This window comes from Streptomyces sp. NPDC088553 (genome assembly GCF_044752965.1).
Lineage (GTDB): Bacteria > Actinomycetota > Actinomycetes > Streptomycetales > Streptomycetaceae > Streptomyces.
Genome location: NZ_JBIVMG010000001.1, coordinates 713948 through 727458, shown reverse-complemented (window position 1 = coordinate 727458; position 13511 = coordinate 713948). Strand labels below are relative to the sequence as shown.

The 13511-nt window shown below is 74.3% G+C and carries 8 protein-coding genes; 2 read left to right on the top strand and 6 right to left on the bottom strand.

The genetic code is table 11. From position 1 onward, the window contains the following. The first annotated feature begins 13 nt into the window (after nucleotides 1–13). Together ACIP8Z_RS03275 and ACIP8Z_RS03270 are read left to right on the top strand one after the other, a co-directional pair. The gene (locus ACIP8Z_RS03275; RefSeq protein ID WP_402078065.1) at nucleotides 14–3133 is read left to right on the top strand and encodes an AAA family ATPase; all 3120 of its coding nucleotides are present in this window, start codon (nucleotides 14–16) and stop codon (nucleotides 3131–3133) included. A gap of 239 nt (nucleotides 3134–3372) precedes the next feature. Then, the gene (locus ACIP8Z_RS03270) at nucleotides 3373–5241 is read left to right on the top strand and encodes a BTAD domain-containing putative transcriptional regulator (RefSeq protein WP_402078063.1); all 1869 of its coding nucleotides are present in this window, start codon (nucleotides 3373–3375) and stop codon (nucleotides 5239–5241) included. A 103-nt stretch (nucleotides 5242–5344) separates the two neighbouring features. Here ACIP8Z_RS03270 and ACIP8Z_RS03265 read toward each other — a convergent pair whose 3' ends face one another. The 6 genes from ACIP8Z_RS03265 to ACIP8Z_RS03240 are packed head-to-tail and all read right to left on the bottom strand — an operon-like array spanning nucleotide 5345 to nucleotide 13435. After that, nucleotides 5345–7612: a prolyl oligopeptidase family protein gene (locus ACIP8Z_RS03265; protein ID WP_402078061.1), complete on the bottom strand. Its 2268-nt coding sequence runs from the start codon at nucleotides 7610–7612 to the stop codon at nucleotides 5345–5347. Then, entirely contained in the window at nucleotides 7609–9072 is a 1464-nt protein-coding gene (locus ACIP8Z_RS03260) for an MFS transporter (protein WP_402078059.1), read from the bottom strand. Before ACIP8Z_RS03260 ends, ACIP8Z_RS03265 begins: the two co-directional genes overlap by 4 nt. Next, complete coding sequence (locus ACIP8Z_RS03255) at nucleotides 9069–10034, bottom strand: DUF6895 family protein (protein WP_402078056.1); 966 nt, start codon at nucleotides 10032–10034, stop codon at nucleotides 9069–9071. The genes ACIP8Z_RS03260 and ACIP8Z_RS03255 overlap by 4 nt, the downstream gene beginning before the upstream one ends. 2 nt (nucleotides 10035–10036) lie before the next feature. After that, nucleotides 10037–11278: a radical SAM protein gene (locus ACIP8Z_RS03250; protein WP_402078053.1), complete on the bottom strand. Its 1242-nt coding sequence runs from the start codon at nucleotides 11276–11278 to the stop codon at nucleotides 10037–10039. Beyond that, nucleotides 11275–12258 carry a DUF6895 family protein gene (locus tag ACIP8Z_RS03245; RefSeq protein WP_402078050.1) on the bottom strand — a complete coding sequence of 328 codons (984 nt, stop codon included), beginning with the start codon at nucleotides 12256–12258 and terminating at the stop codon, nucleotides 11275–11277. The genes ACIP8Z_RS03250 and ACIP8Z_RS03245 overlap by 4 nt, the downstream gene beginning before the upstream one ends. Beyond that, nucleotides 12230–13435, bottom strand: a complete 1206-nt coding sequence (locus ACIP8Z_RS03240; RefSeq protein ID WP_402078047.1) for a glycosyltransferase — start codon at nucleotides 13433–13435, stop codon at nucleotides 12230–12232. Before ACIP8Z_RS03240 ends, ACIP8Z_RS03245 begins: the two co-directional genes overlap by 29 nt. Nucleotides 13436–13511: the final 76 nt, after the last annotated feature.

Sequence of the window (13511 nt, the reverse complement as noted above, 5' to 3'; positions counted from 1 at the left end):
GTAGCCTGCGGAGATGCGTGCGACGTCGTCGGTCATCGTGGGGCGGGACGCCGAGATCGAGTTACTGGACGAGGCCCTGGAGAGTGCCCGGAGGGGCGCCGGACGGGCCGTGTTCCTCGTCGGCGAGGCGGGGATCGGAAAGTCCAGGCTGGCCGGCGAGTGCGCTCTTCGCGCCTACGGCCGGGACATGCCGGTGCTGCGCGGCCGCGCCACGTCCACCGGGCTCGTCGTCCCCTTCCGGCCGCTGGTCGAGGCGCTGTCCTCGCGGTTCCGGGCGGCCGGCGCACCGGACGATCCGGAACTCGACCCCTACCGGCCCGCGTTGGCGGGCCTGGTGCCGGAATGGCGGGCCGCCGCGACGACGCCCGGCTACGCGATCTCGCTCGTCGAACTGGCCGAGGCGCTGCTCCGGCTGCTCGCCGTGCTCGGACGCGAACGCGGCTGCGTGATCCTCCTGGAGGACCTGCACGACTCCGACACCGAGACGATCGCGGTCGTCGAGTACGTCGCCGACAATGTGGCGGACCTCCCGGTCCTGCTGGTCGGCACGCTCCGGCCCGACCCGGGACCGGCGCTGGACCTCGCGCTCGCCGCCGAGCTGCGCAACACCGCCTCGGTGGCGGAGTTGGGGCCGCTCGACGAGACCGCCGTACGGCACATGGTGGACGCCTGTCTGGACGCGGCCCCGGGCGAGGTGCCCCCGGCCGCGCATCGGCACCTCTCGCAGCGCGCGGGCGGGAACCCGTACCTCGTGGAGGTCCTTCTGGCCGACCTGCTGGACATGGGGCGGCTGAGCAGGGCGGACGGCGGATGGCTCCTCGCCGATCACGGCGAGGCGACGGTTCCCACGGGAGCGGTACGCAGCTGGGCGCGCCGTCTCGCCCGGCTCGACGAGCCGGTGCGCGAGCTGCTCCTCATCGCGGCGACGCTCGGCGGCCGGTTCTCGGTCGGGGCGCTGAGGGCGGTGACCGGGCTCGACGACCGGGCGCTCTTCGCCCACCTCCGGTCCGCCTCCGAGGCCGGGATCATCGCCCCGGACGGCGCGGCCCACGACCACTACACCTTCCGCCACGTCCTGACCGCGGACGCGCTCAGGGCGTCGTTGCCGCCCGCCGAGCAGGCCGCGCTCGCCCGCCGCGCGGCCCAGGCGATCGAGGAGTCCGCCGACTCGTCGCTCTCCTGTGACCGGCCGGGTGAACTCTCGGGTGAACAGAGTCAGTTGGTGGCAACGCTCCGACTCGCGGCCGGTGACAAGGTGGCGGCCTCCCGGCAGTTCGCCCAGGTCGGCCGGCAGATGCTGGACGCCGGCGCCTCGGGCTCGGCCGCCGTGCTCCTGGAACGGGCCCGGAGCCTCGCGGCCGACGGGGAACGGGACGACGTCACGGTGCAACTGGCGATCGCCCAGGCCGAGTCCGGGCGGACCGACGTGGCTTCCGCGCTGCTCGACGATCTGGCGCCGGTGCCCGTCGGCTCCCCCGCGGCGGAGGAGCGGGCCCAGGCGCACACCCAGGTCGCCTGGGTCGCGACGATGGCCGAGCAGCAGCAGGAGGCACGCCGCCGGATCCGAGCGGCCCGTGCCCTGCTCGGGGCCGAGCCGCGCCCGGAGCAGGAGGCGGCGCTCGTGGTCGTCGAGGGGCACCTGGCGCTCCTTCCGGAACAGGACGGCCAGGAGGGCGTGGGCGACTCCGGGAGCCCGGCGGGCCGGGACGGAGAGGGGGACGGTCGGGGATCGGTGGGACGGGACGGAGGGGGCGACGGGCGTGGCTCGGAGGGCTGGGCCGGTCACGAGCGGCTGAAAGAGGCGGAACGTTCCGCCAGGAGCGCCGCGCTCACCGCGGAACAGCGCGGCCGGCCCGTCGTCGCCTGCCAGGCCTGGCAGCTCCTCGCCCTGCTGTCCCGGCAGCACGGGTTCGACGAGGCCGACGCCTGTCTGGTGCGGATGCTGGAGGTCGCCGAGAAGCACCGGCTCGCGGTGTCACGGGCCGAGGCGCTGGTACGGCTCGGCACCAACGCGTTCATGCGGACCGGAGAGGCGACGCAGCTGGAGACCGCCCGCGCGGCGGCGCACGAACTCGGCTCGCTGACCGTGCTCCAGACCGTCGACGGGCTGCTCGCCATGCAGAGCGTCCTCGCCGGACGATGGGACCGCGCCCGGGAGATCGTCGATCGTTCCGTGGAGGCGAGTGCCCGCCTCCAGAACCTGTCGGCGCACCGCTATCTGCTCCTCGTCGACGCCACGCTCGCAGCCCACCAGGGGCGGGGCCGCGAACAGGAACGAGCCCTCGTCCGGTTCCGCAGGGCGGGCGGGGAGGAGTCGATGCTCGTACCCCTGCAACGTGGACTGTGTCAGGCCATCGGCGCGCTCATGGCGGAGGACCGGAAGCGGGCCACGGCCGAGCTCGACGCGGCGCTCGCCTGGGAGCGGGAGCACCCGAGCTTCTTCTACCTCAGCGGACGGTACGGTCTCCGCCCGCTGCTGCGGACCCTCGACGGCGACGGCGACGGGGCCGGGGTCGGCGGGGGCCGCGAGGCGCATCAGGAGGCGCTCGCCTCGCCGGGCGGCCAGTTGGCCTGGAACCGGATGTTCCTCGGGATGGCGGACGCGGTCCTGCGCGGCCGGGACGGCGACCCGGACGGCGCCCGGCGAGCGGTGGAGGAGGCCGCCCGCGCGGCGACGGCCTTCCCGCAGGCCTGGCATCTCGCCCTGCGGCTGGTCGCGCAGGCGGCGCTCGCCGACTCCTGGGGCGAACCGGTCGCCTGGCTGCGGACCGCCGAGGAGTACTTCCACGAGGCGGGCGTCCAGCCCGTGGCCGGTGCCTGCCGGGCGCTGCTGCGGCAGGCAGGCGTCAGTGTGCCGCAGCGCAGGGGCGGCCGGGAACGGATCCCGACGGAGCTGCGTACCGCCGGCGTCACGCCGCGCGAGTACGAGGTGTTCGTGCTGCTCATGGAGCGCCCGGGCAATCTGCAGATCGCCCAGCGGTTGTGCATCTCGCCCCGGACGGTGGAGAAGCACATGGCGAGTCTGATGGCCAAGACCGGCTGTGTGGACCGCTCGGCCCTGTGCGCGCTGTCGGCGGAGCGGGCGGAGGACGGCGGACCGGCCGGGTTCGCGCCCCGGCGGCCGCCGGCCTGATCCGGAACCGGGCGGCGGCCACCCCGCCGCCCGCCTCCCCGGACCAGTACCGGTCCGGCGATGTGGGGGCCCGGCGAACCCGGGATGGGGGGCGTGCCCGACCCCATGGGGGCCGGGCCCCCCAGGACGTGCTCGGCGGCGGCGCGACTGTGAGGGTTCGGTACCGATGTGTGAAGGTCCGGCGCGACGGATCATCGAGCAGACCGATCAACTCCCGTCACCATACGGAGGTTCGCTCGATGCCGAGTCCGTCCGCGCACCCCGCCGCCTCACCCGGCACACTCCGCTTCACCGTCCTCGGCCCGCTCACGGTAATCCGGGGCGAACGGACATTGAATCTCGGCCCCTTGAAGCAGCGCATGGTGCTGGCGACCCTCCTGGCATCCGTCAACTTCCCCGTCTCCGTCGACGCGTTGACCGAGGCGGTCTGGCCGGAGGAGCCCCCTCGTACCGCCCGCAAGAACATCCAGGTGTACGTCAGTGCCCTCCGCGCGCTGTTCGGGCCGGACGACCGGGAGGCCCTGGACCGGCCACGGCTCACGCACACCGGAGGCGGATACGTACTGCGCGCGACGGAGGAGGAACTCGACCTCCTGAGATTCCGCTCCCTGGTGCGGGCCGCCGAGGGGCAGGCGCCCCAGGAGGCCGCCCGGCTGCTGAGACAGGCCCTCGACCTGTGGCAGGGGCCGCCGCTGGGCGACGACCTCCGGCAGTCGCCCACACTGGCCGAGGAGGCCGAGCGGCTGCGGCTGCGGCATGTGGCGGCGTACGAGAGCTGGGCGGAGGCGGAGCTGGAGCTGGGCGGCGCGCCGGCCGTGGTCGAGGGGCTGCGCGACCTGGTGGAGCGGCATCCGCTCCGGGAGCGGCTCCGGTCCGCCTGGATGCGCGCGCTGAGCGGCTCCGGCCGACAGCCGGAGGCGCTCGCGGTGTACGACGACTACCGGCAGCTGCTGGCACGGGAGTTGGGCCTGGAGCCGAGCGGTGCCATGGCCGCCCGCTACCGGGCGATCCTCGCGGGGGACACCCGCGGCGCCGGGGCGGGCGCGGCCGGCGGACCGCCGGATGGGAGACCCGCCGCCGCCCCGCCGAAAGCGACCGTGCTGCTGCCGCCCGACCTGGTCGACTTCACGGGACACGGCGAGGAACTCCAGGACGTCCTGGACCTCTTGGAGGGTGGCGGGAGCGGTGGGACCGGTGTGGGCGAGGCGGGCCACGTCGTGCTGCTGTCCGGACCCGCGGGATCGGGGAAGACGACGCTGGCGGTCAGGGCCGCCCACCTCCTCGGCGGCAGGTTCCCCGAAGGGCGGCTCTGCGTCTCCCTCCGGGACGCGGAGGGCCGCGCCCGCCCCCTGACGGCCGTACTCGCGGAGCTCGGCGAACGCAGCGGGCGGACCGGACCGTCGACACCCGAGGCGTGGCGGGAGTGGCTGGCGCGGCACCGGGTGCTGGTGATCCTGGACGACGTACCCGAGGAGCGCTCCGTACGCGCGTTGCTCCCGTGCGGCGGGCAGGGCCGGGTGCTGCTCACCGCGCGGGGCCAACTGGGTGGTCTCGCACCGGTGCACCGGATGGCCGTCCCGCCGCTCGACACGGCCGAGGCCGTACAACTCCTGGCCGGGCTCGTCGGCCCGCGGCGGGTGCGGGCCGACCGGGAGGCCGCGCTGCGGATCGTACGGGCCTGCGGCGGATCGCCGCTCGCGGTCCGGGTGAGCGGGATGCGGCTCGCCGTGCTCCGCCACGTACCGCTGCGGGAGTTCGCCGACCGGCTGACGGACCCCACCGGCGCCCTGGACGAACTGACCGCCGGGGACGTGTCCGTGAGACAGCGGCTGGCGCACGGCTGGGAGACGCTCCCGGCGGAGCGGGGCAGGGACGCGGGCCGGCTGGCCGCGGGCACGGGGGACGGCCCGTTCGGACTGACGGAGGCGGCGGAGGCGCTCGGCTGCGACGAGCGGCATGCGGTGAGGGTGGTGGAGGCGCTCATCGACGCGGGAATGGTCACGTCGCCGGGCGGCGAGGTCACCGCACACGCGGCGCGGTACGACATGCCGCACCTGATACGCCTGTACGCGCGGGGCGCGGGGTACGGGACGCCGGTGCTGACGTAGTCGACGGAGTGGCGGCGGTCGACGGGGCGGCGCCGTCGGTGGCGCACACCGGGCGCGAGCATGGCGCCGACGCGTCGAGGCCGTGACGCGTCGGCGCCGGTCGTCACCGCGGCGGCGCACCCGCGGCGGAGTCCGGGGCCGGAAGGCCCACATGGGAGGCCAGGAAGGCCAGGCACTCCGCCTGGAGCGCCGCCGCGCGGGACGCGGCCCGGTCCCCGTGGCCGACGCCGTGCTCCAGCCGCAGCAGGATCGGGCCAGTGCCCGACGTGGCGTGCTGGAGCGCGGCGCACATCTTGCGGGCGTGCAGGGGATCGGTGCGCGTGTCGCCGTCCGCGGCGGTCAGCAGCACCGCCGGATAGGCCGTCCCGGGCGTGACCCGGTGGTAGGGGGAGTAGCCGAGGAGGACCGGCAGCCGCGCCGGGTCCCGCGCGCTGCCGTACTCCGGCGTCCAGCTGGGGCCGAGGCCGGACAGTTCGTAGCGGACCATGTCCAGGAGCGGCGACGAGCACACCACGGCGGCGTACTTCCCCGGTTCCTGGGTGAGGGCCGCGCCGACGAGCAGTCCGCCGTTGGAGCCGCCCATGATCGCGATCCGTCCGGGCTCGGTCCAGCCGTCCTCGATCAGCCGGTCGGCCGCCGCGGCGAAGTCGTCGAAGGTGTTCTGCTTGTGCGCACCGCTCCCGGCCCGGTGCCACGCCTCGCCCTCCTCGCCGCCACCGCGAAGGCCCGCCCAGGCGAACACGCCACCCGCCCCGACCCAGGCGAGGACCTGCGCACGGTAACGCGGCGACATCGTGCGGCCGAAGCCGCCGTACCCCGTGAGCAGCGCGGGGCGCGGGCGGTCCGGGTGCCCGCCGGGGGAGATCACGAACATCCGTACCGTCGTCCCGTCCCGCGAAGGGAACGACACCTGACGGGTCACCGCACCGTCCGCCGCCGGACGGCCGACCGCCGCACCACCCGTCGCCGGGGCGTCGTCCGCCCGTCCGCCCGTCGCCGGACCGCGCGGATGGTCCGCACCGCTTGTCGCCGGGGTGTCCGCGTCCCGCTCCCAGCGCGTCAGGCGGCGCGTACGCGCGTCGAAGTGGAGGACGCGTACCGGCGTGACGAAGTCCGTGTACGCGAACCACGCCTCGTGACCACCCGACGCCACGGCCGAGAAGTCGCCGACCGCGCCGGTGCCGGGGAGCGGCACCGTGGCCACCCGCCGGCCCTCGACCAGGTCGTGCAAGGTCACCTCGGCGACGGTGTCGCGGGTCCAGGCGACCAGGCCGAGCGGGTTCTTCAGCTCGGGACCGGAGAGCACGACCAGATGGGTCAGCACCGCGTCCGGCCGTTCGGGGACGACCTCGTGCCAGGCTTCGGGGCCCAGGTGGAGCTCGTCGGGCCGGCACGCGACGACGCGTCCGCGCGCCGCGCCGCGGTCGGTGCGGAGCCACACCCGGTCCGCCGGGCCCGTACCGGGCACGGCGTGCAGCCGGGTGGCGGCCCCCATGCCCTCCTGGACCGGCCGGAGCGGCGGACGGTCGAGCGGCGCGGCCGACAGGTCGGCCAGGTGCACGTCGGTCCCGCGGCCGGTGCCGAGCGTGGCCGTGATGCCGAGCCAGCGGCCGTCCTCCGTCACGGAGACGCTGTAGAACTGGGTCTTGTCCCGCCCCTCGCCGAAGACCACGGCGTCCGCGTCCGGTGGCGTGCCGACCCGGTGCAGGCAGACCCTGCGGTGATAGCGCTCCTCGCCGGGGTTCAGCCGTGGGTCCAGCCGCCGGACGTAGTAGAACGCCCCGCCGCCGGGAAGCCAGCCGACCGACGACTTCCGCACCCGGTCCAACGGCCCGTCCACGACCTGGCCGGTGGCCACGTCGATCACCCGGAGCAGGGAGTCCTCCGTGCCGTCCCGGGACACCTGGTAGGCCAGCAGATCGCCCTCCACGGAGGGCTCCCAGGCGTCGAGGACGGTACGACCGGACGGGTCGAGGGCGCTGGGGTCGAGCAGGACCCGCTCCGTGGCTGAACCCGAGGCCGGGGGTGTCGTCCCGGTTCCGGCGTCGGCCACCACCAGGACCGGGTGTTCCTGGCCGGCCTCCTGCCGCAGCCAGAACACCCTGCCGCCGCGGACCTTGGGCGCCCGGACACGAGCGCCGGCGCCGAGCGCCGCCACCGCCGCCTCCCACCGCGCCAGGCCGGGCCAGGACGCCCTCTCCGCCGCGTACAGGGCCTCCTGCTCGGCGCTCCAGCGGCGCGTCTCGGCGGTCCCGGCGTTCTCGAGCCAGCGGTACGGGTCAGGGACGCGCACCCCGTGGAGTTCCTCGACGACGTCCTGCCGCTCGGCGTGCGGGTACGGGCGCCGTGTCCGTCGGGCGTCGGTGGTCACTCCGGTCTCCCTCGTTCGTGGTCGGGCGGACGGTGGCCGCCGGATCCGGCCGGAGACGTGGCGTCGACCGTGAGCGCGGCGGCCGCCTCCGCGGCGCCGTCCCCGTCGGTCGCCCCGGTGTCCTTCCTCGCGGGCTCCGTCCCCGGCAGGGCCAGCCACGCGAAGACGCCCGACAGGACGACGATCACCCCGGACACCGCGAAGATCGTGTCGATGGGGCCGAACCGGACACCGCCGACCGAGCCCGCGACGTCCGTCAGGACCGAGCCGGCGAGCCAGCCGGACAGGACCGCGGCGAGCATCGACGCCAGCTTCGTCACCGGATAGAACACGGCCATCACCCGCCCCCGGAAGTCCGGGGGCGCCGCCGCGAGCAGCAGCGGTGCCATCGCGGTGTTGAGGACGGTCAGCGGGACCGTGAAGACGAAGAGCAGCGCGACGCCGCCGAGGAAGGTGGTCTGCCGGGAGTAGGCGATCAGCAGAACACCGCTCACCAGCAGGCTGATCCAGGTGCTCCGGCGTGCCCCGAGCCACTGCACGACCCGGCCCCCGCTCAACGCGCCCGTGATGCCGCCCACTCCCATCGCCATGCCGATGTATCCGTAGAGATGGGCGTCGGCGTCGAGGTTGTCGGTGGTGAAGAAGACGTTGAGGGTGCTGAGCGCGCCGAGCCCGAACTGCCCGATGACGGCGAGCAGAAGCAGGACGACCAGGAACCGGCTGCGGGCGAAGAAGCGCACGCCGTCGGCGAACTCGCTTCCGAGGCTGGACTGTTGTCCCCCCGGTTTCGAGGCTTTCGAGGTGGGTTCGGGAGCGGTCTTCCCGCTCTTCGCCGTCGCGGCCGGCGCGGGTACGTCGATGGACCGGATCGCCACGTACGACACCGCGTAGGACAACGCGTTGAAGAGCAGGGCCCATTGGATTCCGGCGGCGAACAGCAGCGGCGCCGCGAGCGGAGGGCCGATGATCCACGCGGTCTCGCCGGTCGCCTGGCCGATGCCGGCGGCCCGGGCCCGGTTGGCCTCCCCCTTCACGAGGTCCGCCAGGATCGCGAAGCGCGCCGGTGAGAAGAACTGGCCGGCCGCGTGCAGCAGGAGCACGGTCCCATAGACGAGGGCGAGCCAGACGCCCGCCGGGAGCGCGTCGGTCGGCAGGAAGGAGACGGCGGTCAGGACGACCACGAGCGCTCCGCGCACCACTTCGGTGCGGAGCAGCGTGGCGAGCTTGTCCCAGCGGTCGACGAACACGCCCGCGAGGGGGCCGATGACCAGCACGGCGACGCTGGACGCCATCAGGACGCCGCTGACCGCCATCGGCGCCCACGACTCGTCCTTGGCCAGGACGGTCGCCACCCACAGCACCAGCGTCGTGCTGAAGACGGCGTCCCCGACGGACGAGACGGCCTGGCCGAACCACAGCCGGGTGTAGTCGCGGTTGATCAGCGTGAGGCGCGGTGTCATGAGGCCCCCCTCGGCGACGAGACGATCGACGCCATGAGGGCCGTCACCAGGGTCGTGTGGTACGCCGTCCGGAAGAACTCCCCGGCCGTGACGTGCGGCGCGGCCCTGAGTTCCGACGACCTCCCGGGGATCGCCCCGTCGGGCCGCTGGGCGCGCGCCAGACACTCCACGGCCGCCGCGCCCGACGGCGTACGGAGCGGATCCTCGCCCAGGACGAACTGGGTGAGGACGAGCTCCGCCGCCAGGTCCCAGAGATCGTGCGCGACACAGTGGAGCAGCATCCCGTGGGTGAGGTCCCGCGCGTGGTCCAGGTCGGCTCCGGCGATACGGGGGTCGGTGCGGCCGAAGTCGCCGAGGTAGAAGGCGGTGTGGGTCAGCGCGTACGCCTGCGGGACGGTGAGCGGCTCCACCGTGCCCTTCGCGGCCGGGGCCGCGGTCGCGACCGTGGGCCGGGCGGCGCGGAGGGCGACGAGCGGGCTGTGCGGGAGGAGCTCGGCGTACGGCTCGATGCCGTGGCGGACACCCGCCTCGTCCGCGTAGTAGCGGATCTCGATGCGCCGGTACGGTGACTTCTCGCCCGGCGACAGGAAGTCGGGGCCCAGCCGGGCGAGTTCCTCCCGGCACCGCGTGTCGTCGATTCCGTCGGGGGCGAGCGCGGCGTAGACCAGCCGGTACGTGGAGGCGTACGCGGGACTGTCGTCGAAGAGCCGCGGGAAGTCCGGGTCCTGCCAGAGCTTCCGTACGAGGGCGGTCGCCCCGCTCAAGGGGTCCGGTTCGGTGTCGCCCGGCCGCGCCGCGCGGTGGCAGAGCAGCCCCAACTCCAGTGCGGCCTTGGCCTTTCCCTGCGTTGTCGACCGGGGCGTCGCCGCGGCCGCGGCGGAGAACGGGTCGAAGTGGTCGAGGTTCCCGCCCAGCCAGTCCAGCGCGCCGGCGGAGAGCTGCTCCAGGAGTGAGGGCGGCATGGCTACAGGCGCCCCGTCTCGTGCAGATGGTCGAGCAGGGCCGTGTCGACGGTGTCGCGGAACCTGGCGAGCGTACGGGCGTCCTCGTCGTAGCTGTAGAGGTCCTGGCAGGCGATCCACCGGTCACCGGTCTCCGCGCTGGGCAGGTAACCGTCGGCGACCGTGCCGACCTCCCAGTCGGGCTTGCCCGCGGTCTCCCAGCAACTGGCCAGGGTGCCGTCCGCGCTGACGACCGCGCCGTACCGGCCGTCGGTGTGACCGCAGGTGACGCAGGTCTTCCGGCCGCCGGGGCGGTTCACGGTGAAACCGAGGTCGAGGGCCCTGCGCTGCCACCGGGTGAAGGCGGAGGAGAGCTCACCGGTGTGCAGGAGGCTGTTGGCGTATCCGACGCCGACATCGCCGATCCGGGCGAAGTACAGCGTGCAGCGCGCGGGGTCGAGCGTGGCCCCCAGTCGGTCGATCAGCGCGTCGACGCCGTGGAAGGTCTCCTGGGAGACGTTGACCCGCAGGGTCCAGCGGAGCGGCGTGACCTCGGAGGCCTTCACGACATTGCGGACGATCTTGTCGAAGGTGCCGCTGCCGTCCGCCCTGCCGACCCGGATCCGGTCGTGGTCGTCGCGGTCGCCGTCGAAGGTGACCTGGACGGAGGTCAGACCGCGGTCGTGGAGCCGGCGTGCGAGGGACGGGGTGAGCAGGGTGGCGTTGGAGATCATCCAGGCGGAGGTGGGGGCGATGTCCGCGGCCCGCTCCAGGAGTTCGAGACACCCGCGCGGGTTGAGGAGCGGCTCACCGCCGAAGAGGAGGATCCTGAGCCTCTCCAGGCCCACGGCGGCCATCTGCCGCTCGGTGAACCCGAGGATCGAGGTGATCGTCTCCGAGGTGAGCCGGGTCCGGGCGATCCGCGGCGGCCGGCTCCCGCCCGCCAGGTCCTGCGCGGTGTTCTGGAAACAGTAGCCGCAGCCCAGGTTGCAGTGGGTGCTGGTGAGGACGGTCAGGGCGTAGGCGCGGACCGTGGCGGGGGTGAACATCCCGCTCGCGCGCAGCCGTTGCTCGGCCTCGGGACGCAGACCTCCGTCGGGGGTGACATGGCGGTCGGCGAGCCGGGCGATGCCGCCCGGGCCGAGGAACCACCAGGTGCGCTCGCCCCGGAGGAGACGGGCGCCGGAGGAGGCGAGGTCGGTGCCGGCCGATGGGGCGGTGTGCGCCGCCTGCCGGGTGAACCCCGTCGCTTGGTCGATGCTCACCGTGTCGCCTCCCGTACCGCCGTTGCCCCTGCGGCTTCTGTGGTGGTGCGACCGGCGGCCGCGACCGGCCGGCCGTTTCCGACGATCAGCGTCGTGAGCGCGGTGACGAGGGTCGCCTGGTACGACTTCCGGAAGTACTGCACGGGCGTCGCGTCCGCCGGGGCGCGCCTGACGACGGACTTCCCGGGGATCGCCCCGTCCGGCGCCTGGACCTCGGCGAGCATCCGGATGCCGGCCGCCCCGGAGGGCGTACCGAGGGGATCCGCGCCGAGGCAGTACTGCGCGAGGACGAGCTTGCCGACGAGGTCCCATTCGCCGAGGCCCAGGCAGTGGTGGGTGAGCCGTTCCACGACCTTGAGGGCCTGCTCGCGGGCCTCGTCGGTCAGTCCGGGATCGCGCAGGCCGAAGTCGCTGAGGTAGAAGACGGTGTGGGTGACCACACAGGCGTCCAGGTCGGCCGCGGGCAGGGTGGCGGCCCGGGCGGGCAGGCTGACCGCGTACAGCTCGTCGTACGAGGCGAACTCGTGTTCGGCGCCCGCGAGATCGGCGTAGAACCTCGCCTCCAGGTGGAGGTACGGGGCCTTGCGCCGGGGTGCGAGGTAACCGTCGTCCTTCAAACGGGCCAGGACGGCGCGAGGGGCGTCGGTGACCGTTCCGGCGGGGGCCAGCGCCGCGTACATCAGCTCGAACTGCCTGGCGTACCGGCCGTCCAGGGTGAGGAGACGCGGGAAGTCGGGGCGCTGCCAGGCCTGTTCGACGATCGAGGTCGCCCCGCGCAGGGCGGTCTCCGCCGGCGCGGACGCTCCCCAGTAGCGGCAGAGCAGCGCGAGCTGCAGGAGGGCCTTGACGCGGGGTGTCTCCGGCAGTTCGGCGTGTCCGGCGGGGGAGTCGAGGTACCCCGCGTGCCGCGCGATCCAGTGCCGCGTACCCATGGACAGACTCGCCACGGCCTCATCGAGGCCGACTGATCGCGTACTCATGGTTCTCCTTCGGGGTTGCGGATGCCTGAGCCACCCGCTCGACGATGTCGGCCGCGCGGGCCGCGCCGTCCACCGCGGCCAGCCTGTCGCCGAGCGCGCGGGCTCGGGTCCGCAGTCCTTCGTCGCGCGACACCGACTCCAGCAGCGCCGACAGGTCCACGGACGGGGTCTTGAGGTCGCGCACGGCCACCCCGGCCCGTACGCAGGCGCCGGTGAGCAGCGGCTGTTCGGACCCGTTGGGCGAGAGCGCCAGGGGACGGCCGCGCAGGAGGGCCGACAGCACCGGGGCCGAGGTGCCGTTGGACAGCACCAGGTCGGCCGCGTCGACGAGCGGTCCCATCCAGGGCTTCCGTACGAGCAGGATGTCGGCCTCCGGAGCGGGCGCGGGGTCGGTGGACCGGCCCTGCTCGACCACCGCCTGGAACGCTCCGCCGGTGAACGCCTCGTTGAGCCGCGGCCACAGGCTCCGGCCGCCGAAGAAGCGGCCGAGGTGGACGTAGACGACGGGCTTCCCCCTGCCCGTCCGCCCCAGGTGGTCCTCGATGGCCTCCAACTCGCCCTTCTCGGGCGCTGGTTCCCAGGCAAGTGGTCCCGCGTACCCCACCCGGGCCGGGAGTTCAGCGCCCGGGTGCTCAAGGGCCGGATCCCCGCGGAGCAGCAGCGCGTCACCGAGGAGCGGATCGTCCTCCCAGCGGGAGGCGCGCCCGGCCAGGCCGACCTCCTCCCGCGTGGCGGCGTGGAGGTCCAGGCTGTCGCGGGTCCGGCTCTCCCGGGTCCTGCCCAGGTGCGGCTCCCCGTCGCCGCCGCTCCGGTAGTCCCACAGGTGCACCGAGAGCCCGACCACGACCACCGGGATGTCCAGGGCCTCGGCGGCGAGCAGGGCGCCGTTGCACAGCACCGAGGTGACGAGCAGATCGGCCTGCGCCGCCCGGGCCGCGCGCAGGATCGCCCGGTACTGCGCGGCGCCGGTCTTCCCCCACCACGTGGCGGAGAACGCCCGGTGACCACCGAAGTCCTCGGCCGCCGCGTACGGCAGCCCGGCCTCGGTCACGACGGGCCGGGCGGACGACCTGGCGAGGACGCTGACGTGATGGCCGCGGCGGCGCAGCTCGCGGCCGGCCGCGAGCGCCGGGTAGAGGTAGCCGCCGTCGCTGAGCGGGCAGAGCAGGATCTTCACGACGTGCGCGCTCCCTCGGGGTCGGGCGGGTGGTGGAAAGGCGTGTGGTGGAAGGGCGAGGGGGAGGGGCGAGGGG